17 protein-coding genes are annotated in these 21,064 nt (G+C 52.5%); 13 read left to right on the top strand and 4 right to left on the bottom strand.

The window, feature by feature from the left end; all coding sequences use genetic code 11:
* Both B3W37_RS06420 and B3W37_RS06425 read left to right on the top strand, forming a co-directional pair.
* On the top strand, nucleotides 1-408 hold a 408-nt coding region (locus B3W37_RS06420), incomplete at its 5' end, for a helix-hairpin-helix domain-containing protein (RefSeq protein WP_483175126.1).
* A 25-nt stretch (nucleotides 409-433) separates the two neighbouring features.
* On the top strand, nucleotides 434-2,722 hold the full coding sequence (locus B3W37_RS06425) for a DNA internalization-related competence protein ComEC/Rec2 (protein WP_483175127.1): 2,289 nt from the start codon (nucleotides 434-436) through the stop codon (nucleotides 2,720-2,722).
* Nucleotides 2,723-2,726: 4 nt separating this feature from the next.
* Here the strand turns inward: B3W37_RS06425 and B3W37_RS06430 are convergent, their stop codons facing one another.
* A complete protein-coding gene (locus tag B3W37_RS06430) occupies nucleotides 2,727-4,052 on the bottom strand; it encodes a 5'-deoxyadenosine deaminase (protein WP_483171952.1) in 1,326 nt (441 codons plus the stop codon).
* A 129-nt stretch (nucleotides 4,053-4,181) separates the two neighbouring features.
* Here B3W37_RS06430 and B3W37_RS06435 point away from each other — a divergent pair, with 129 nt between their 5' ends.
* A complete protein-coding gene (locus B3W37_RS06435; RefSeq protein ID WP_481037909.1) occupies nucleotides 4,182-5,618 on the top strand; it encodes an MATE family efflux transporter in 1,437 nt (478 codons plus the stop codon).
* On the opposite strand, the gene B3W37_RS06440 is transcribed toward B3W37_RS06435, so the two are convergent.
* Together B3W37_RS06440 and B3W37_RS06445 are read right to left on the bottom strand one after the other, a co-directional pair.
* The gene (locus tag B3W37_RS06440; RefSeq protein WP_483175129.1) at nucleotides 5,606-6,505 is read right to left on the bottom strand and encodes an MBL fold metallo-hydrolase; all 900 of its coding nucleotides are present in this window, start codon (nucleotides 6,503-6,505) and stop codon (nucleotides 5,606-5,608) included. The genes B3W37_RS06435 and B3W37_RS06440 overlap by 13 nt on opposite strands.
* A gap of 135 nt (nucleotides 6,506-6,640) precedes the next feature.
* Nucleotides 6,641-8,017, bottom strand: coding sequence for an NAD(P)/FAD-dependent oxidoreductase (locus tag B3W37_RS06445; RefSeq protein ID WP_483171950.1), 1,377 nt, complete (start codon nucleotides 8,015-8,017; stop codon nucleotides 6,641-6,643).
* 193 nt (nucleotides 8,018-8,210) lie between these two features.
* Between B3W37_RS06445 and holA the strand changes: the two genes are divergently transcribed.
* Complete coding sequence (gene holA, locus B3W37_RS06450) at nucleotides 8,211-9,197, top strand: DNA polymerase III subunit delta (RefSeq protein ID WP_483175130.1); 987 nt, start codon at nucleotides 8,211-8,213, stop codon at nucleotides 9,195-9,197.
* Between the two features lie 82 nt (nucleotides 9,198-9,279).
* Here holA and rpsT read toward each other — a convergent pair whose 3' ends face one another.
* Nucleotides 9,280-9,546, bottom strand: coding sequence for a 30S ribosomal protein S20 (rpsT, locus tag B3W37_RS06455; RefSeq protein ID WP_483175131.1), 267 nt, complete (start codon nucleotides 9,544-9,546; stop codon nucleotides 9,280-9,282).
* 195 nt (nucleotides 9,547-9,741) lie between these two features.
* Between rpsT and spoIIP the strand changes: the two genes are divergently transcribed.
* The 9 genes from spoIIP to dnaJ all read left to right on the top strand — a co-directional run bounded on the left by spoIIP (nucleotide 9,742) and on the right by dnaJ (nucleotide 20,895).
* Entirely contained in the window at nucleotides 9,742-10,746 is a 1,005-nt protein-coding gene (gene spoIIP, locus B3W37_RS06460; RefSeq protein ID WP_483175132.1) for a stage II sporulation protein P, read from the top strand.
* Entirely contained in the window at nucleotides 10,743-11,030 is a 288-nt protein-coding gene (locus tag B3W37_RS06465; protein ID WP_483171946.1) for a hypothetical protein, read from the top strand. Before spoIIP ends, B3W37_RS06465 begins: the two co-directional genes overlap by 4 nt.
* Nucleotides 11,031-11,144: 114 nt before the next feature.
* Complete coding sequence (murJ, locus tag B3W37_RS06470) at nucleotides 11,145-12,722, top strand: murein biosynthesis integral membrane protein MurJ (protein WP_483175134.1); 1,578 nt, start codon at nucleotides 11,145-11,147, stop codon at nucleotides 12,720-12,722.
* Nucleotides 12,723-12,803: 81 nt separating this feature from the next.
* Nucleotides 12,804-14,612 carry a translation elongation factor 4 gene (gene lepA / locus B3W37_RS06475; RefSeq protein ID WP_483171979.1) on the top strand — a complete coding sequence of 603 codons (1,809 nt, stop codon included), beginning with the start codon at nucleotides 12,804-12,806 and terminating at the stop codon, nucleotides 14,610-14,612.
* Between the two features lie 181 nt (nucleotides 14,613-14,793).
* Nucleotides 14,794-15,954 (top strand): radical SAM family heme chaperone HemW, encoded by a 1,161-nt coding sequence (hemW, locus tag B3W37_RS06480; protein WP_483175135.1) that lies wholly within the window; start codon nucleotides 14,794-14,796, stop codon nucleotides 15,952-15,954.
* Nucleotides 15,955-16,048: 94 nt separating this feature from the next.
* Nucleotides 16,049-17,074, top strand: coding sequence for a heat-inducible transcriptional repressor HrcA (gene hrcA, locus B3W37_RS06485; RefSeq protein ID WP_483175137.1), 1,026 nt, complete (start codon nucleotides 16,049-16,051; stop codon nucleotides 17,072-17,074).
* Between the two features lie 85 nt (nucleotides 17,075-17,159).
* Entirely contained in the window at nucleotides 17,160-17,705 is a 546-nt protein-coding gene (grpE, locus tag B3W37_RS06490) for a nucleotide exchange factor GrpE (RefSeq protein ID WP_483171942.1), read from the top strand.
* A gap of 61 nt (nucleotides 17,706-17,766) precedes the next feature.
* Entirely contained in the window at nucleotides 17,767-19,587 is a 1,821-nt protein-coding gene (gene dnaK / locus B3W37_RS06495) for a molecular chaperone DnaK (RefSeq protein ID WP_483175138.1), read from the top strand.
* Nucleotides 19,588-19,755: 168 nt separating this feature from the next.
* Nucleotides 19,756-20,895, top strand: a complete 1,140-nt coding sequence (gene dnaJ, locus B3W37_RS06500) for a molecular chaperone DnaJ (protein ID WP_483171940.1) — start codon at nucleotides 19,756-19,758, stop codon at nucleotides 20,893-20,895.
* The last annotated feature ends 169 nt before the right edge of the window (nucleotides 20,896-21,064 follow it).

The raw sequence follows: 21,064 nt of genomic DNA on the forward strand, positions 1-21,064 counted from the left end.
GGAGCGGTGGCGTCGGCAGGAGTGTACCGTTTGCTGGAGGGAGACCGGGTACACCAGGCCCTGTCCCTGGCCGGGCCGCTGCCCAATGCCGACCTGCGCTACCTGGGTATGGCCCGGGAACTGATCGATGGTGAAAGCATACTGGTTCCTGAAATGCAGGCTGGCGAGGCTGTACAGGGTGAGGCCGGCCCGGCGCTGCCGGCCGGTAAAAATAAAATCAATATCAACCGGGCCACAACTGCAGAGTTGGATGCCGGGCTGGAGGGCATCGGTCCGGGTCTGGCCCAGCAGATTGTGGATTACAGGAATACAAACGGTCCCTTTAAGAAAATAGAGGACATCAGAAAGGTTGGAGGAATAGGAGAAAAACGGTTTGAAGCGATCAAAGACAGTATTTCCGTGTACTGATGAGATGATCAGGGGCTGGTAGGCCATGGATAACCCGTTTAACCGCTCCTGGATCCTGAAGGCTTCATATTTTGCGGCTGGCATCGCCCTGGTGTACGTGCCATGGTGGGCAGCCCTGCTGGGGCTTGGTATTACGGCAATACTGATATACCGGCGCTTTCCAGCGCAGCGTGTCGAAATAATCGCCGCATTGCTTCTGGCGGCCTTAGGTTGGCTTTATGTCAGCTGGCATCAATTACCCGCCGCGTCCGATATGCTGCCCCAGGATAACACCGTGATTTCTGGAACCGTTTCGGGATATCCCCGGGTTCAGGAGCAGCGCAGCAGTTTTATTCTAAAAACCAAGGCGCAAAGCCCCTATCTGAAACGTATTCAGGTGTTTTGTAATTTCGAGGCCAAACTCATACCCGGCACAGCGGTAGAGCTTGAAGGTATTTTGCAAAGGCCCGCACCACCCGGCAACCCGGGGGAATTTAACTATCCTGCCTATCTTTCCAGCCACCATGTTTACTACCTCCTGAAGGTTGAGGAGCCCGAAGACCTGCGGGAATACCCTGATCAGACCAAGATGCCTTCGCCCTCTTTCCTGCTGCGCAGCAGCATGGTGGAAAAAACCCGGGCAGTTTTGCCAGCCGACGAGGCCGCGCTTATATTGGCAATGGTTTTGGGCATCATTGACAACCTGGATGAGGATCTCTATCAGGATTTTCAAAGAACCGGACTGGTGCATCTTTTTGCCGTGTCCGGAATCAATGTGGGTTTTGTCATTGTATTTGCATCACTTATCATCGCAGCAGGACAATTGTCGCGCCGGGTTGGACTCTATGTCACCATTTTCTTGATTCTTCTATACAGCAGCCTTACCGGTTGGCCGATTTCAGTGCAGCGCGCAGTCATAATGGCTGTTTTGTCGCTTTTGGCAGCCTATCTGGGCAGGAGCCATAATCCTAGCAACGGGCTGGGGCTGGCGGCGTTCATCATTCTGATTTTAGACCCCTGCGCTCTATTTACCATCTCCTTTCAGCTTTCCTTCCTGGCCACCTGGGGATTGGTGGCTTTATATCCGGCGGTAAGAAGCTATTTGAATATCCGGCGCCGGGTTTGGGACTTGTTGCTGGTGCCGGTCTGCGCGCAGCTGGCAGTATTGCCGTTAATCGCCTATTATTTTCATCTCATTACCCCGGTCTCGTTAATAAGCAACCTTCTGGCCACCTATTTGGCAGGGGGTATCGTTATTCTAGGATTTGTGGCCTTGTTGCTGGTTCTGCCCTTTCCTTTTCTGTCGTCCCTTTTGCTGATACCTACCGGGTTTTGTGCCTACCTGCTGTTATCGATCAATTCCTTATGCAAAATCATGCCCCTGGCCTACTGGCTGGTGGCCACCCCGCCGCCGGCGGTAGTGGGATGTTATTTCGCCGGCCTGCTGTGGCTGTTGTTGGGTTTAAGGGCTAAAGCAAGCCGGAAACAAGTCTTAAGACCTGTTCTGGTAATGAGCAGCGCAGTATTATTGCTGCTCGTACCGCCGTGGTGGTTTCAAAAAGGCCAGGTCCAGATTACTTTTATAGATGTGGGGCAGGGGGACAGCATTTTGATCAAAAGCCCCCGCAACCGCTTTGTGCTTATCGACGGCGGGGGCAGTCTGTTTAGCGATGTGGGGAGACGCAAAGTATTGCCCTATCTGAATCATCTGGGAGTGAACCGGCTTTTTATGGTCATCAATACCCATCCCGATGTGGATCATATGCAGGGACTGTTAGCGGTCATGCAGGACCGCAAGGTGGATCATGTAGGTGTGGCGGCTGTTTCTACCCAGGAGCATCTAACGCAAAACCTGCTCGATCTGGCCAACCAACAAGGGAGCGGGGTATTAGCCTTGAAACAGGGGCAGACCATGAACCTGGACGGGATGACCCTGTCGGTATGGTATCCGCCCGGGACAGAAGCGGCGGGGACGGAGACAAATGACCAGTCCCTGGTCTTGCATTGCCGGTTTGGGGAATTTTCCGCCTTACTTACCGGTGATCAGAGCAAGGAAAATTTGGAGAAGATACTGCATCAGCACCGGGAGAAGAGCCTCATCGTCAAGGCGCCTCATCACGGCAGCCGCTACTCCTGGTGCACCGACCTGGACAGGGCTGCACAATGGTTGGTATTGTCGGTAGGCAATAATGCTTTTGGGCATCCGCATCAGGAAGTCCTGCGGGATATTGAGAAGGGCGGCGCCAGGCTTTTGCGAACTGACCGGGATGGCCTCATAACCTTTAGCAGCGATGGGCAAGAATTGCAGCTGCAGACTTTCAAACCGGGGAGCTGACAGACTAAAGCCCGCAGCGCTGCCGCACCCGGTCCAGGGATTTGGCGGTATTCTGCCTTACCTCGGCTTCGGGGATGGTCAGGAACTGCCCGTTTTGCATGAGTAATTGCCCGTCAACTATAGTTGCGTCAACATCAGTCGCCATAGCTTGATAAACCAGATGTGAATAAACGCCGGCGCCCTGTGGAGGATAGTGGTGCCACGGGGAGAGGGAAACAACGGCCATATCTGCCTTTTTGCCCACTTCCAGGCTGCCGATCTGGTCGGCCAGACCCATGGCTTCGGCCCCGGAGATGGTGGCCATGGCAAAGACCGTTTCAGCAGGCATGCTCAGAGGGCCATGGATAGGTTTATGAATTAAGGCGGCCAGGCGCATCTCGCTGAACATACTCATCAGGTTGTTGCAGGGAGCGCCATCGGCTCCCAGGGATACACGGGCACCCCGGTTGAGGAGGTCGGGGATAGGTGCGATGCCTGAAGCCAGCTTCAGGTTCGATCCCGGGCAATGGGCAATATGGGTCCCACTCTGTGCCAGTAAGTCCTGTTCTATATCCCAGAGGTGTATGCAATGAGCCAGAATAAGGTTGGGGCCGGTCAGGCCCAGGCGTTCCAGATACAGTACGTTGGGAAGCCCGCGCTGCTCTTCTACCAGCCGGACTTCGTCGCGGTTTTCCGAGGCATGGGTATGTACCGGTATGTTTTCGGCAGCCGCAATCCGGGCTACTTCCTTTAACAGCCGGTCGCTGCAGGAAAGCGCGAAACGGGGGCAAAAACAGTAGCGGATGCGGTTATCGCGGCGGCCGTTCCAGCGCTGGTACAAGGCCATGCTTTCATCGATGGCTCTGCGGGAATCATCCACAAGGTTTTTAGGCACTTCCTGGCCGCAGTCCATGAGGCATTTTCCTCCCAGGTAACGAATCCCTGCCTTTTCAACTGCCTGGAAAATCGCTTCGGTGTGGTTGACCGTACCCATATCGACAATGCCGGTGGTGCCCCCGCGCAAGAGTTCGGCGCAGCCCAAAAGGGCCGAATAATATAGGGAATCCTCATCATGACTGCCTTCTAGTGGCCAGATGCGTTTCATAAGCCAATCCAACAGCTCCATGTCATCAGCCATGCCGCGAAACAGGGCCTGGCACAAGTGCACGTGGGTCTGCACCAGCCCGGGAATAACCAGTTTGCCCGCAGCATCAATGACGGTTTCGGCGGCCAGGCCGCTGTCGGGCTCAATAGCTGTAATCCGGTCCTGCTCGATGTATATGTCAGCGGAGAGAACCTCCCTTTGCGGGTTCATAGTTACGACCAGGCCGTTTTTTATCAATAAGGCCATGCTAAAGCCTCCTGTCTGCATAATGATTTGCGGTATGGTTTAATTTTCTCCTTTATACAGAAAATGCAGGCCGGTTAAATCCATCATACTATTCTTAACCGGGATTTCATAGTTTTATGGCAGGGGGCGATGCAAATCCAAAACGCTGATCTGCTGCAAAATAAAGTCGGCTTCTTGCTGCTTAGATTATCCTGCCCGGCCATGGGCGGGATGGTTCTATACGCCTTATTCAGCCTGGCTGACACTTACTTTGTCGCCCGGCTGGGGGCCGCTGCCCTGGCGGCTTTAACCCTGTGTCTGCCTTTGCAGGTGTTGATCGTTTCCATAGCCGCGGCCACCGGAACCGGGTTGACTTCGCTCATAGGCCGCATGCTGGGGTGCGGGGAATACCAGCATGGCGATAATATCGCCTGGCACGGCATAGCGATCATCCTGGTCTACAGCATTGTTTTTCTATGGTTTGGCTACCGCTATCAGGAGCCGCTGCTGATCCTTTTCGGCTGCACCCCGGAGACCCTCGCTCTTAGCAAGGGCTACTTGAGCATCGCCTTGCCGGGTTCGCTGTTCGCTATGGTGCAGATCGTGCTGGGCAATATCCTGCAGGGGGAAGGAGACACGGTTCTGCCTGTAGCAGCAAGTCTGGCCGGCATCATCCTCAATGTGATTCTGGATCCGGTTTTTATCTTCGGGGCAGGCCCGGTGCCGGCCATGGGGCTAAACGGTGCGGCCTGGGCGGGGCTGTTGGCCCAGGCGGGCAGCATGGCCATGATGATTGCGGTGATGATGCGCAAGCGGACCTATTTAAGCTGGTCTATAAGGCATTTCCGGCTGCGGCCGCGCATCTTCCTGGCCATCTACAAGGTGGGATTTCCGGCCCTGGTTATGGAATTGGTGGGCGTTCTGGTCATGGTCTACATGAATCGTATCCTGGCCCATTTCAGCTTTGAAGCTGTAGCCGCACTGGGTATATTCCTGCGCATTCGTTCCCTGGTATTTATGCCGGTAGGGGGGCTTTTACAAGGGACAATGCCTATTGCTTCCTTTGCCTTTGGCGCGGGGCGTTTTGAACGGGTAAAAGAAGTGATGGTTAAGGCTTCCACCCTGGCGGTTGTTATCATGAGCCTGGGCTGGCTGGCGATGCAGCTTTATCCGCAATGGATTGTGGGTTTCTTTTCCCAGGACGCCCGTTTGACTATGATAGCAGTTGCATCGCTGCGCCTGGGAACCCTGGTCCTTCCCGTGGTGGGGCCGATTATCATCCTCAGTACGGTACTGCAGGCAATTGGCAAAGGGATGGCTGCGATGTGGCTCTCATTAGCCCGCCAGGTCTTGTTTTTCCTGCCCGGGTTGATATGGCTGCCGCATTATCTGGGCCTGAACGGCGTATGGCTGGCTTTCACTCTCTCGGAACTGCTTTCAACCGGGATATTTCTGGTCTTCTGGGGAGCGCTGTGGAAAGAATTACAGCCGGGCCGACAAACCCCTATCTTCTTTCTGATTCGCAGCGGAGCCTGGGCTAAACGGCTGTGGGCCTGGCTGCGCTGGCAGGGATTTTATTTCTGGTAATAGTAGGCCTTGCCATTCTCCAGCTGCAGGTCTAATCCGCTGTTAAGCATCAAATGGCTGATCATGCCTCCCAGGGTGGAGTGTAAAAGGCAGTATTCATGAAAATCCGGTTGCAAATCTTCGAGTATGATAATTTCTTCCAGTAATTCCTCCCTGGTTTTGGGCTGCTGCAGCAAATCCAGGAGCAGTTCCATGCAGTGATCGAGCCGGGAGCGGTTAAATTCGACTAAACCCGGAATCTGTTGGGCGGTATAGACCGTTTCCGCGTGCCCCAGGACAAATAGATCGTAAGGCAGTTCCAGGATGGAGTTCATGGTGCGGTACTGTGCGGCCACATCCAATAAGAACGGGAAACGGTACTTGTCCAGGATTTCCTGGCTGAATAACGCATCCCCCAGGAAAAAGACCCGCTCCCGGGTAGCGATTCCTATCTGACCCAATGAATGGCCGGGTAAGGGGACAATTTCGAACTTTTCGTCATTGATCCGGATGGTTCCCGGGTTGAGGCGATGATCGATATGGCCGGACTTGCTGCCTCCCACTCCTCTCACCAGGGTTGCGGGCGGATTGCCGCCATAAATGTACAGCGGGAATAGAAAGCCATTTTCGATAAACAGGGCGCTTTGCTCTGAGGCGTAGAAAATGCAGCCGGGGTGATGCTCCTGAAGATAGTTGTTGCCCCCCCAGTGGTCATGATGCTCGTGGGTATTGACGATATACTTGAGGTTCAGATCGGATTGCTTCAAGATATCCGCATAAGAGCGGGCATCCTGATTGCCGTCCCCGCTGTCTACAAGCAGGGCGTATTTGTCTTTGAACACAAATACCCCGGCATTGGTAGGGCCCGGGATTAAGTAAGTGTTTCCCGAAATCTTGGTCAGTTTCATATATATCCCCCTTCAACTGGGCATTACATTTCCATGCTAGTCCGGATTATAAGGGGTGTCAAGCCGCCCGGACAGCGGACCCACAGGTGGGGCAGCTTCTGGTTGACAATTGGGGACGCTCCCGCAAAGCGGAGGTTAGCCACATTGCTCCATTATGGCTTGAGCCGCAACCACCCCGGAAACACTGGCCTGAATCAGTCCCCGGGTTACCCCGGCGCCGTCGCCGATTGCCCACAGCCCCTCGATGGGGGTCCGCAGCTGCTTGTCCAGTTGGGGGCGGGCGGAGTAGAATTTGGCTTCCACTCCATATAGGAGGGTATGATCGGAGGCTGCTCCGGGAAAGGCTTTATCCAGAGCCTCCAGGCATTCCATAATACCTATCAGATAACGGTGGGGCAGAACCAGGGAAAGATCTCCGGGAACTGCCCCTTTCAGGGTCGGAGTTACCAGGCTCCGGGCCAAACGCTCCGGAGTCGAGCGGCGGCCTCTTTTAAGATCGCCATAGCGCTGCACGATGATACTGCCGCTGAGCATATTGGCCAGGCTGGCGATACAGCGCCCGTAAAGGATGGGCTTATTGAAAGGTTCGGTAAATTCCTGGCTCATCAAAAGGGCGAAGTTGGTATTGCTGCTTTGGCTGTTGGCGTAGGAGTGGCCGTTAACGGTGATGATGCCGTTGGTGTTTTCCATAACCACGTAGCCGTTGGGGTTGACACAAAAGGTTCTTACCATATCGTCAAAGGTTTTGGTGTTAAACAGCATTTTAGGCTCCCATACCGCGGCGGTTACTTCCTTCATGACCACCGCCGGGACTTCCACCCGTACCCCGATATCCACCTGATTGTTGAGCATGGTGATATTCAGGTTTTGAGCCTCTTGGAAAAACCAGTGGGCGCCTTCGCGGCCCGGCGCGACCACAACGAATCGCGAGTAAAATGTCTCCTCCGATGTGGCGATTCCAATTACCCGTCCCTGTTCGGTCAGAATCTTTTCCACCGCCAGTCCGGTGCGGATATCCACCCGTGGTTCCAGGTATTGATACATGGCCTGCAATACTGTTTTGGTGTTCTCGGTTCCCATATGACGGATCCGGGCCGGCACCAGCTTCAACCCTGCCGCGGCGACATTCATGGCGATCTCGCGGCTTCTGGCATCATCCTGGCCAAAAACCCTGGGCGGGGCGCCATGTTTGACATACAGGTCATCTACATATGTAATTAAGGCTTCTAAACGGGTTCTGCCGATGTAATCCGCCAACCAGCCGCCAAAATCGCTGGTCAAAGTCAATTTGCCGTCTGAAAAGGCCCCCGCGCCTCCCCAGCCGCTCATGATCGAACATACCGCGCAGCTCTGGCAGCTTTCAAATCCGGCTCCAATCAGGCAATGGCGCTGCTGCACCTTTTTGCCCTTTTCCAGTAATAAAACTTTTAAGCCGGAACGGCGGCTAAGTTCCAGGGCAGTAAAAATGCCGGCCGGACCGGCTCCTATTATTATGACATCATAATGCGGCATAAATATTCCTCCCACGTTACGCTGAAGAAGTCCATGATTCGGCCTGGGGACCTCTTTGAAGAATTGCTCGTCTCACCATAATGTTATGTCGAATACCTGTAAATTATCACATTACTGCTGACTATACGCTTATGGTATCATAGTTTTGTAGCTTGATGGCCCCGGCAGGGGATTTAAGGAAAGAAGGCTGCCTATGACGGAAAGCAAGCTTATGCTCATTTACGGGCAGGAGCGCTATTTGATCGATAAAGAAATCGAGCGGGTCAGGGCCGGGCTAGGCCGCAACTGCGGTGCCGAGCCTGAAGTGGTGTTTATCGACGCCGACGAATTAACCCCGGAGCAATTGCTGGAACAGCTGGATTTCAGCCCGCTTTTCGCCCTGGAACGGGTGGTGGTGATCCGCAGGCCCTCCTGGTTGGGCAAAACCCGCCGCAAGGCAGCCAAAGTGGAACAACTGGTCGATGGTCTGGCAGCTTTTCTCAGTGAGCCCATACCGGGCCAGGTGGTGATTTTCACCAGTGATGAGGATGTATCGGCACACCCTTTAATGAAAAAGCTGGCCAAAGTTCTGAAAAAAACCGCCTGCGTGAGACCTGATGCCAAGGGAATGGAGGCCTGGCTTCGAGATCTGGCGGCGGGGCTAAATCAGCCTATAGCCCCGCAGGCGGTAAGGTTGTTGGCCAACAGCGGGCAGGACATGTATTATCTGGAGCAGTTAATGCGGAAATTGAGCCTGCAAAACGGCCCGGCCACCATCACCGAGCAAGATGCAGCGGCAGAACTTGATCAACAACCGGAGATCAGCGTTTTCAAGCTGACCGATGCCCTGTTGAACAGGCGCACCCGGGACGCCCTCATGGCCTATTATAAGCTGCTGCGCCAGGGTGGCCACCCCACCTTCTTCCTGTATATGATCCTCAGGCAGTATGTGCTCTTGGGAAAAGTAAAGGATTACAGCCAGCAGGGCCTGAGCCAGGCGGAAATCGCGAAAAAAACCGGCGCCAGGGATTTTGCGGTCAGGAAAATGGCCTCCTCTGCGGCCAGATACAGCTGGGAGGATCTAAAGCGCTGCTTTGAGTTATTCCTGGAGGCTGATACAAATCTCAAACAGAGCGGCCGGGATGGCAAGATTGTGATGGAAGCCTTGATCATAGCGGTTTGCACCGGGCAGACCCATTGATTACGAGGTGTTTAAACCCGGTCTTGATCTGCGCCGGTCATGCAGAAAATAAAAAAACCTGCCCTTTAGACAGGTTTTCAACTTATTCAGCCACGGCGTTAAACCGTCTTGCTAGAGCTGATTTCCTTCTGGCTGCTGTGTTCTTATGCAGAATCCCCTTGGATACGTTTTTATCGATAAGGGAGGTTGCCGCGATCAGGCTCTGCTGAGTTGTCTGTGCGTCGCCGCCCTGTAATGCTTCTTCATATTTCTTTACGGCAGTTTTCAGTCTGCTTCTATAGGCTTTGTTTCTCAGACGATTCGCTTCAGCCCGTCTTGCTCTCTTGGCTGGAGTTTTGCTTTTTGCCACCTCTTCACCTCCTCTTGGGTCAAATCTAACAGGAATACTATAGCATTATGATTTATAAAATGCAATGATTTGGCAGTTATTTTTAAGTGCCATTGTTAATATTGTATAGATTCAGTTCTATTCTCCAATTCCCCAAAATAAATTTAATATGAATGGGAGGTGGTATTAATGAGACGCCGTGGTATTATGTCGCTAATGAAGAGTGTGTTTTTGGTGCAATTGTTTGCGGTCATTGTTCTTATAGGAGTTACGGGTAGCTTCCAGCGGATCAGTCTGCCAACCATGAAACCTATGCCGGTGGAGTACCTGGATCCTTTCAGCCGGATCGATATCGGGGAAGACATGGCATTAAAGATGTTCCAGGACAGCAGTTTCCTGCCTGGAGAAGCCAACCTGCTGTTTCTTGATCCCGAATACCTGGACGAGGTATTCCCGCAGTCCCTGTTGACCGCCAGCATCCAGGCCCTGGCTTATACCAGCCCGAGAGGCGGGGATGAGACTGTTATAGAATTGGAAGAAGAAGCATCCAACCAGGAGATCGTCTCCGAATCCGCTCCAGATACAGCTGAAACAGCTGTTAAGCTTTCCGGAGGCAAGATCCTGTTATATTGCACCCATAGCGCCGAATCTTACATTCCCGATGAAGGTAAGGCCAGGGTGGATGGAAAACGAGGCCTTATAAACGAAGTCGCCCGGCGTCTCAATACGGAGATGCGTAAGGAAGGATTAAACAGCGAATTCATCAATACTATTCATGATTCCGACTATCTTATAAGCTATAGCAATTCGCGGAATACTATAAAGAGCTTTTTGGCCCAGAATAAATCGGTTGCGGCTATGTTTGACATTCATCGGGACAGCATCGCTGGAGCTACCAAGGCCGAGACTGTCATGATCAATGGCAAAAAATGCGCGCCCATTCTTATCATAGTGGGTACCAACGAACGCAAGCCCCATCCCAATTGGAAAGATAATCTGGCCTTCGCTCAAGCCCTTTATAAAGTCAGCGAGGCTAAGTACCCGGGTTTAATCAAGGATGTGCGCACCAAAGCCGGAACCTATAATCAAGAATATCATAAAAACGCGCTGTTATTGGAATTTGGTTATGACTATAACACCCTGGCTGAGGCCCAGTACGCGGCTACGCTATTTTCCGATGTGCTGGCCGAAGTTATGCGGCAGGAAGGATCCTTGCAGTGATGAGGTCAATTTTGTGTCTGCTGGCTATGAGCATCTTAATGATGCTGGTTGCGGCGGGATTGAATATCAGTAATCAGGGTATCAATGATCTGACCCAGAGTAATCCGGGCTATGTCATCGCCGTGCACCTGGAAGACGAAGGAGTATATATTGAAGCATTGGGCCGTAAATACCCCTGCAATACGGCCTTGTTGCAGAATGGACAGGCTCGTCTCAAAATCGGGGCAGCCCGGCTAGAGGCCTATATACAAGAAATCTGGCAGCACAGGCGCCAGCTGTGGTAAAGTTTAAAATAATAAATGGGAAAATTGCGGCCTATTGAGGCCTTTTTTTATGCAGCCAGACGTTTATAATGTATATTTTTGATATGGAGGAAGACCGTCGGAAGGAGGAGTACGGTGACGCAAAGCGGTCAGAAGATGGCAAAAGCAGCCCTGTTTTTAAGCTTTACGGTGGTGTTGTCCAGGATCCTGGGCTACGGCCGGGAAGTAGCCTTGTATACCATATTTGGCCAGAATTACGTCACTGACGCCTATCAGGCCGCCTTTTCCATACCCGACTCCTTGTATATGCTGCTCATCGGCGGCGCTCTGGGATCTGCTCTAATTCCGGTTTTCTCGGCTCATATCGCATCCGGGCGCGATTCGGAAGCCTGGAAAGCGGCCAGCGTGGTTTTTAATTATATATTGCTGGCCTTGTCGGTTTTGCTTTTGCTGGCTTACCGCTACACTGAGCCGGTGATTCATGTTCTGGCGCCGGGGCTGCCCCAGGAATACCTGGCGCTGGCGGTCGGGCTCTCCCGCATTATGTTTATCCAGACGGTCTTCATGGTGTTAAACGGCTTCGCCATGGGAATCCTCAATTCTTACCACCATTTCGCCGCACCGGCCTGGGGGAGCCTGTTATATAACATCAGCATCATCGCCTGCGGGGTACTCCTGGTGGAAGATCTGGGGATAGCCGCTTTTTCAGTGGGGGTGGTTCTGGGCTCCATCATGAGTTTTATGGTGCAGATTCCCGCTCTCAAACAGGTGGGGTTGAAGTATTATTTCAGCTTTGACCTGCACAACCGCGGTTTTCAGGAGATCATAATCCTGATGGTGCCGATGATCGCCGGCCTGGGGGTAGTGCAGCTCAACCTCTTTGTGGCACAAAACCTGGCTTCCAGTTTAGGCCCCGGGGTTTTAAGCGCTCTTAAGCTGGCTCAGCGCATCATGAACCTGCCTATCGGCATATTCGCGGTTTCTATCGGAACCGTGCTTTTTCCCGCTATGACAATGCTCAGCGCCAAGGGCGAGTGGGCTCAGTTCAAACGCCATAATTCACTGGGGCTCAGAGCCATATTTCTACTGACCTTGCCGGCTTCGCTGGGGTTGATCGCCATTGGTCAACCGACTATCGCCTTGTTATTCGAGCATGGCAATTTTACCGCAGAGATGACCCGGGTTACCAGCCAGGCCCTGGTCTTCTATGCCGTAGGCATATCGGCTTACTCTGCGGTACAGGTCGTCAACCGCAGCTTTTATGCCTTAAAAGACACGGTGTCGCCAGTGATTTCCGCCATAATCAGTATAGCCGTAAACATCGCCTTATCCCTGTTGCTGGTGAAGAATATGCAGCACCAGGGTTTGGCCCTGGCCTATTCCCTGGCGGGCATTGCCAACCTCCTGTTATTGCTCCTGGTTTTGCGCTTTAAACTGGGGCTTTTGGGGGGCAAGACCATAATATTCAGCCTCATTAAGTCGCTGGCCGCTGCAATGGTCATGTTTGCCGGGGTGAAGCTGATTTTAAACGGGCTTCTCACCGGATTGCCCTATAGTGCACATTTCAACCTTCTGGTGAGCCTGGCCTTCAGTGTGGCAGCGGGGGCGGTGCTCTATGGCCTGATCACCCATAGCCTCAATACTGAAGAAGGCCGGCTGGTGGAGAGTATGATCGGCGAGCGCTGGTCAGGCAGAAGGCGGTCCGCCGGTTGAAGGCGTCAGGATAGAATTGCATCATGGCCCATTAATCGGTTATAATCTAGGCGGTATTCAGCCAACAACGATTTGGAGGGCATCTCTTTGTCACTGGACCATATTCGCAATTTCAGTATCATAGCCCATATCGATCATGGTAAATCAACCCTGGCCGACCGCCTCTTACAGGTCACCGGCACTATCAGCGAGCGGGAAATGAGAGATCAGTTCCTGGATAAAATGGATCTGGAGCGGGAAAAGGGGATTACCATAAAACTGCAGCCGGTTCGCCTCAATTATAAGGCCCGGGACGGGAAAGACTATATACTTAATTTGATCGATACTCCGGGGCATGTGGACTTTTCCTATGAAGTGTCGCGCAGCCTGGCAGCCTGTGAAGGCGCCTTGCTGGTGGTCGATGCTTCACAGGGGATTGAGGCGCAGACCCTGGCCAACGTTTACATGGCTATGGACCAGGATTTGGAGATCATAGGCATTGTCAACAAGATCGACCTTCCCGGCGCTGATCCTGATAAGGTCAAAACGGAAATGGAGGATGTGCTGGGCATCGCCAGTGAAGAAATCATTCCCATCTCAGCCAAAACCGGGCAGGGTGTGGAGGAAGTCCTGGAAGCCATCGTGTCGCGGGTTCCCTGCCCGCGCGGGGAGGAGCACGGCCCCTTGCAGGCCTTGATATTCGACTCTTATTTCGACTCCTACCAGGGCGCCATATCATATATCCGGGTGGTCTCCGGGCAGATCCGCCGCGGCGACATGATCAAAATGATGTCCAGCGGAAAAGTGTACGAGACCACGGCATTAGGGGTAATATCCCCCTATATGACTGAGGTCGAAACCCTTGGAGCGGGTGAAGTGGGCTACCTGGCGGCCGGCATTAAAAATGTCAGCGATACCCGGGTGGGCGACACCATCACCCTGGCCTCCAATCCGGCTGATAATCCCCTGCCGGGTTATCAGGAAGTGAAGCCCATGGTATACTGTGGTCTATATCCGCTGGAAAACAATGATTTCGAAAGACTGCGGGACGCTCTGGACAAATTGAAACTCAACGATTCCTCATTATTCTATGAACCGGAAAGCTCAGACGCACTGGGCTTCGGATTCCGCTGCGGATTTTTGGGGCTCTTGCATCTGGAGATTGTCAGGGAGCGATTGGAACGCGAATATGATTTGAGCTTGTTGGCTACCGCCCCCAGTGTGGTATATAAGGTTATGCTCAGCGACGGCAGTGAAATGGATATACAGAACCCCAAACTATGGCCCCCGGCTCAGCGGCTGGAAGCGGTCAAAGAACCCTATGTGAAAGCCAGCATGATGGTTCCCAATGAATTTGTAGGCGCCATCATGGAATTGTGCCGGGAAAAGCGGGGCCAGTATGTCAATATGGAATACCTCACCTCGCAGCGGGTGATGATAACTTACAAACTGCCCCTGGCTGAAATCCTTTATGATTTTTTTGATGCTCTAAAGTCCCGCACCCGGGGTTATGCCTCCCTGGATTATGAAATCAGCGGCTATGAGATATCCGATCTGGTTAAACTGGACATTCTGTTAAATGGCGAGGTGGTGGACGCCCTGAGCATGATCACCCACCACGACAACGCCTACTACCGCGCCCGGGCCCTGACCCAGAAGCTGCGCCGCATCATCCCCCGGCAAATGTACGAAGTGGTTATTCAGGCCTCCATCGGCGCCAAGGTCATAGCCCGCGAATCCGTCAAAGCCATGCGCAAAGACGTATTGGCCAAGTGTTACGGCGGCGACATCACCAGGAAAAAGAAACTGTTGGAAAAGCAAAAAGAAGGCAAAAAACGCATGAAACAGATCGGACACATAGAAGTCCCCAAAGATGCCTTCATGTCGGTGCTAAACATCGAAAAAGAATAGCGTTGATTTGCCCCTGAATCAAAAAATGACCCACGGGGGATGTTGGCTTGGTATATTTATTTTTGAATTGTGGGCAACCGGTGAAGCGAGGGAACGCAAGTGGGGATGGTTATTGGCTTGCACACTTGTTCGCAAGTTAAGAACCGTCCCCACTTGCGTCCCTTCATAGGAGCTGTATTTAATGGAAGCCACCTGGCCTCAGAACAGTCTGGGTTTGTATGTGCATATCCCTTTTTGCAGAAGAAAATGCCCTTACTGTGATTTTTACTCGGTGACTTTTGCCGACCAGGCTCAGTTGCAGGCTTATACCGAAAGACTCTGCTTTGAAATCTCGGCCTGCTCTGAAGACTACCGGGGAAAACCTGTCGACAGCATTTACTTCGGAGGGGGAACCCCCAGCCTCTTAAAACCCGCCCAAATTGGCACTGTCATCAATACTATGGCCTCCCGTTTTACATTGTTAAAAGACCTGGAAATCACCATGGAAATCAACCCGGCTACCGTAAATCGAAGCAGCCTGGAAGCCTGCAAAACTGCCGGGATCAACCGGGTCTCACTGGGATTGCAGAGTCTGCAGGATAAAGAACTCAGAGTTCTAGGTAGAATTCATTCCGCGGCAGCCGCCCGGAAAGCCATTACGGCAGCAGACGCCGCCGGGTTTCACAACCTCAGTTTTGATTTAATTTACGGCATCCCCGGGCAGACTATTACTGCCTGGATGCAGACCCTGCAAGAAGCGGTCAGCTTCCAGCCGCAGCATATTTCTATATACCTCCTGCAGCTGGAATCTCAGGTGCCTATGGCCCGGGCCATAGCCCGGGGGGAACTGGTTTTGCCTGCAGAAGAGGATATAGAGGCCATGTATTACCAGGCCATTGATTATTTGCACGATAAAGGGATCGTTCAGTACGAGATATCCAATCTGGCCCTTGACGGGTATCTATGCCGGCACAACCTGCGCTACTGGCAATTTGGCGAGTATCTGGGTTTCGGCGCTGCCGCTGTCAGCCGCCTGGGCGGGCGGCGCTGGATGAATGCCGCCGATGTGGATGCTTATATGGCCGGAGGGCCAAACAGGGCGGAGGCCGCTCAGATTGTACTGGAAGATATGGAGCCCCGGCAGCAGGCTCAGGAAGCTATAATCATGGGGCTCCGGCTTACGAACGGACTGAATGTGGAGGCTTTTAGAAGGCGGTTTGGCATAAGTCTATTGCAGGAATTCCGGCCAGTGGTAGAACGCTTTACGAGCAGCGGACTCTTGGAATTGGACCACGGCTGGCTCAGGTTGACGAAAGCGGGGCTTTTGGTATCAAACCAGGTTTTATGCTGTTTTGTTGAATGATTTCCAGGCTTGACAAAGAAGTTACAGCGATGATATTTTTTATTAAGTAGGGGTTAGCACTCAACAAACGAGAGTGCTAACAGGGGTGATCGATATGACCTTGGATGAACGCAAAAAGAGGATATTGGAATCGATCATAAAAGACTACGTTGAAAGTGCAGAACCGGTTGGTTCCAGAGCCATAGTCAAAAAACACAACCTCCGCGTCAGCGCGGCTACCGTCCGCAATGAAATGGCTGATCTGGAGGATATGGGCTATTTGGAACAGCCCCATACTTCGGCAGGAAGAATTCCATCTGAGAGCGGGTTCCGCTATTATGTGGACTGTATGATGGAGCGGGAAAACCTGGTGGAGGATGAGGTAGAACTGCTTCAAAAGATCCTCAAAGACAATCTGCAGGATTGGGATGAGGTCATTCAATCCATTGGCAATTTTCTGTCTCAGGTTACCCGTTATACTTCCTTTATCATCGTACCCACCGTCAAATTTGACGAGTTCAAATATATTCAATTAGTTCCGGTGGAAAAGGGCAAAGCTATGGTAATCGTAGTCACTGACACCGGGGTATTGATGCACCGCAGGATTGATATCCCGCAATCAGTGGAGACTAAAGAGCTGCAGAGTATCAATGAGGTCTTTAACCGGCTTTTTGCCCGGAAAAAATTTGCCGAGCTGCGCAAAACTGATTTGCAGTCCTTAAGGGATGAATTGAACCAGAGAAAAAAGGTAATAGACGGGATACTGGAGGCCATAGAAAATCTGACTGAAAATACCGGGGAAGAAAAGGTGGTTATAAGCGGCATCCTCAATATGCTCAACGAACCCGAATTCAAGAACCTGGACAAACTCAAGAAGATTCTGGCCATATTGGAGGAGGAATCGGTGCTTAAGGCCCTGCTTCCGGAAGCTACCGGCGATACCGTTGATATCACCATCGGGCGGGAGAATCGCCTGGATGACGCCAAAGAAATGAGTATCGTCCTGGCAGGTTATAAAATCTTCGGAGAAGTTGGCCGGGTAGGCGTAATTGGCCCGGTGCGCATGGAGTATTGGAAAGCAGCCGGCACGGTTGATTCAGTTCGCACTATCATCGATGAAGTGCTCAAAAAGCATTACTAAGAGTTCGATAATGGATACCGCCGAGGGGGGAAGCATCCACCCGTTATTTTAGCGCAGATATTTCAATAAACAGAGGTGATCAAAAATGAAACCGGAAGACCCGACTGTTCACAACCAGGAGGAAATGGGCTCGGATTCCAGCCTAAACCCGCCGCCCGCCGCAGAATCGATAGCCGGGCTGAATGAACGCCTTCAAGCCGTCCAGGAAGAGAGCAAGAAGAATTACGATCTCTATCTCAGGGCGGCAGCTGAGACTGAAAACTTGAGAAAGCGGCATCAGAGGGAACGGGATGAGTATCTCAAATTCGCTTCCCTGCCCCTCATCAAACCACTGCTGACCGTGATTGACGATCTGGAAAGGGCTCTGGATATGGCCAGCCCGGAACAGGACTATGCCAGTTTGCACAAAGGAATCAGCATGGTTTGCCAGCGGCTTAAAGAGATCGTTGCCCAGGCCGGGGTTGAGCCGGTGGAGGCCCTGGGGCAGTGTTTTGATCCGCAGTTCCACCAGCCCTTATCTGTTGAAGCATGTTCTGAACACCCTGAGAATACAGTTATTGAGGAACTACAGAAAGGTTATATCATGCACGGCAGATTAATCAGGCCCAGCCTGGTTAAGGTTAGTGGATAGCGATTGCAGCGGCAGTCTTTGCTTGTATAATAATTGTTTCCAGAATGTGGAGGTGTTTTAAATGGCAAAAGTAGTAGGAATCGATCTCGGTACAACCAATTCAGTTATAGCCTTGATGGAGGGCAATGAAGCCAAAGTTATTACCAATGCGGAGGGAGAACGCATAACTCCATCTGTGGTGGGCTTTTCCAAAAGCGGAGAGAGGTTAGTGGGCCGCGTTGCCAGACGCCAGGCTATTACCAATCCGGACCGCACGGTTTTATCCATCAAACGCCGTATGGGTACAGATTACCGGGTCAAGATTGATGATAAAAGCTATACCCCGCAAGAGATATCAGCCATGGTCCTGCAGAAAATGAAGTCCGATGCTGAGGCGTATCTGGGAGAACGCATCACTCAGGCGGTCATTACCGTACCGGCGTATTTCACCGACGCTCAGCGCCAGGCCACCAAAGATGCCGGCAAAATAGCAGGCCTGGAGGTATTGCGCATTATTAATGAACCCACTGCGGCCGCTTTGGCATATGGTATGGACAAGGAAAACGCCCAGACCATTCTGGTCTTCGACCTGGGCGGCGGCACCTTTGACGTCTCCATTTTGGAAATCGGGGACGGGGTGTTTGAGGTCAAGGCAACCAGCGGCAATAATCGCCTGGGCGGCGATGACTTTGACGATAAAATTATCAACTGGCTGGTGGCAGAGTTTAAAAAGGAACAGGGAGTAGACCTGACCAATGACAAAATGGCTATGCACCGCCTTAAAGAAGCGGCTGAGAAGGCTAAACACGAATTGTCCAGCCTGATGAGCACCGACATTAACATACCCTATATTACGGCTACTCAGGATGGCCCCTTACACCTGGAAAAAACACTCACCCGGGCCCGCTTTAACGAAATGACCGCGGATTTAGTGGAAAAGACCATGGGACCCACCCGCCAGGCCTTGAAAGACTCGGGTCTCAAATCAGAACAGATCGACCGGGTCATTTTAGTGGGCGGCTCCACCCGCATTCCCGCTGTACAGGAAGCCATCAAAAACTTCATCGGCAAAGAGCCCTACAAAGGCATCAATCCAGATGAAGTGGTGGCCGTCGGGGCAGCCATTCAGGCCGGGGTCCTGGCTGGAGATGTCACCGACGTGGTTTTGCTGGACGTAACCCCTCTGTCTTTGGGAATCGAAACCCTGGGCGGGGTATTTACCCAAATCATCGAGCGCAACACCACCATTCCTGCAGCCAAGAGTCAGATATTCACCACTGCGGCTGATCAACAGCCTTCGGTCGATATCCATGTTTTACAGGGCGAACGAAAACTGGCCAACGACAATGTCACTCTGGGGAGATTCCAATTGACCGGCATCCCGCCGGCCCCCCGCGGAGTTCCTCAGATTGAGGTGAAATTTGATATCGATGTCAACGGCATCGTCAATGTTACCGCCAAAGATCTGGCTACCAACAAGGAACAAAAAATCACCATCACTTCCTCCGGCGGCTTAAGCGACGAAGACATTAAAAAGATGATGGAAGATGCCGAGCGCCATGCCGAAGAAGATGAGCGGCGCTTCAAGGAGATCGAGGCTCGCAATGCGGCCGACAGTTTGATCTATCAGTCTGAGAAAGCGCTCAAAGAAAACGGAGACAAGATCGACGCGGATTCCAAACGGCCGGTGGAAGATGCCATAGCTGCGCTCAAAACCAGTCTGGAAGGCAGCGATGTGGAAGACATCAAGGCCAAGACGGAAGCCCTGACGCAGGCCTTCTACGCGGTGAGCAGCAAGCTCTATGAACAAGCCCAGGGGGACCAGCAAGGCGCTGCACCGGGCGGGGCCGCAGACGATGAGGTCTTCGATGCCGATTATCGAGTTGAAGATGAATCCAAATAACGGCAATTGATAAGTTATAGAAAAAGCTTTCTACATCGTATAATATAAAGATGGTTCTAATCACCTCACATTAATTGGGGATGCAGCAAACCACGCAAACAGGCTGGAGCGACCCGGAAGCCCTTTGGTTTTCGGGCGTAGCCTATTATGCCAGGAAGGTGGATTCAGATGCCTGCAAAAAGAGATTACTACGAGCTGCTGGGGGTTGGCCGCGATGCCACCCCGGAAGAGATAAAAAAGGCCTATCGCCAGTTGGCTCGCAAATACCATCCTGATGTCAACAAGGAAGACCCTGAGGCTGCCGAAAAATTCAAGGAATTTACTGAAGCCTATGCGGTGCTCAGTGATGCGCAAAAGCGGGCCGCTTATGACCAATTCGGCCATGCAGCCTTTGAACCCGGTCATGGCGGTCCCGGGGGCTTTGGCGGATTTGATTTTGACATCAATGATTTTGGTTTTGGGGACTTATTTGATGTTATTTTTGGCGGAAGCGCCAGCGGACGCAGCAGAAGAACCGGGCCCAGACGAGGGGCAGACCGTGAGATAAGGCTCGATATCAGCTTTGAAGATGCCTTGTTCGGCATTGAAAAAGACCTGGAATTATCCCGTGTCGAATCCTGTGAGCACTGTCAGGGCAGTGGGGCGGAACCGGGTTCCTCAACCAAAACCTGCCCCAGCTGTAATGGCAGAGGACAGGTGCGCAATGTGCAAAGCACGCCATTTGGGCGTTTTGAGACCGTAAGGCCTTGTAATCAGTGTCATGGCGAAGGCAAAATAATCGAAAAGCCCTGTACCCATTGCCGGGGAACCGGACAGGAAAGAAAGAATCGCAAAATCAATGTGCGCATCCCGGCCGGGGTTGATACCGGATCTCGCCTCCGCATCCAGGGAGAGGGAGAAATAGGGAGCCATGGCGGCCCGGCCGGCGACCTCTACATTTTGCTTTCGGTAAGATCCCATTCCCGCTTCAAACGCGAGGGCTACAATCTTGTCACCACCCTGGAAATCAGCTTTGTACAGGCTGCTCTGGGTGCTGATGTTAGCATAGATTTGCCCGGCGGAGCCGTGCACAACATGCATATACCGGAAGGGACTCAGCCGGGAACCATCCTTACTGCCAAAGGCAAAGGGGTCGCGCATGTGCAGGGGCACCGTATAGGAGATCTGAAGGTTGTCGTGGAGGTGAGAATCCCCACTCGTGTCAGCAAAAAGCAGCGTGAGCTCTTAGAAGCCTTTTTTGAGGAAGGCGAGGAACAAAAACCAGGGCGTAAAGGCATATTCGATAAATTCAAAGACGTTATCGGCTAGGAGTGGAAGATTTGCAATGGATTGAAATAAGCGTATTGACTAACGGCCCGGGAGTCGAAGCGGTTGCAGCACTATTTCACCGCCTCGGTTGCGGCGGGGTGATGATTGAAGACCCCGGGGCGGCGCAGATATTCCGGGAGCCGGTTGATGAGGATAAAGCTCCGGGGTG

It is taken from the genome of Syntrophomonas sp. UBA5494 (assembly GCF_002426325.1).

Coding starts and splice junctions, on each gene's coding strand:
- dnaK (WP_483175138.1), top strand. CDS start 17,767: ATGGCAAAAGTAGTAGGAATCGATCTCGGTACAACCAATTCAGTTATA.
- grpE (WP_483171942.1), top strand. CDS start 17,160: ATGAAACCGGAAGACCCGACTGTTCACAACCAGGAGGAAATGGGCTCG.
- spoIIP (WP_483175132.1), top strand. CDS start 9,742: ATGAAGAGTGTGTTTTTGGTGCAATTGTTTGCGGTCATTGTTCTTATA.
- holA (WP_483175130.1), top strand. CDS start 8,211: ATGACGGAAAGCAAGCTTATGCTCATTTACGGGCAGGAGCGCTATTTG.
- dnaJ (WP_483171940.1), top strand. CDS start 19,756: ATGCCTGCAAAAAGAGATTACTACGAGCTGCTGGGGGTTGGCCGCGAT.
- B3W37_RS06435 (WP_481037909.1), top strand. CDS start 4,182: ATGCAAATCCAAAACGCTGATCTGCTGCAAAATAAAGTCGGCTTCTTG.
- B3W37_RS06430 (WP_483171952.1), bottom strand. CDS start 4,052: ATGGCCTTATTGATAAAAAACGGCCTGGTCGTAACTATGAACCCGCAA.
- B3W37_RS06440 (WP_483175129.1), bottom strand. CDS start 6,505: ATGAAACTGACCAAGATTTCGGGAAACACTTACTTAATCCCGGGCCCT.
- B3W37_RS06425 (WP_483175127.1), top strand. CDS start 434: ATGGATAACCCGTTTAACCGCTCCTGGATCCTGAAGGCTTCATATTTT.
- B3W37_RS06445 (WP_483171950.1), bottom strand. CDS start 8,017: ATGCCGCATTATGATGTCATAATAATAGGAGCCGGTCCGGCCGGCATT.
- hemW (WP_483175135.1), top strand. CDS start 14,794: ATGGAAGCCACCTGGCCTCAGAACAGTCTGGGTTTGTATGTGCATATC.
- hrcA (WP_483175137.1), top strand. CDS start 16,049: ATGACCTTGGATGAACGCAAAAAGAGGATATTGGAATCGATCATAAAA.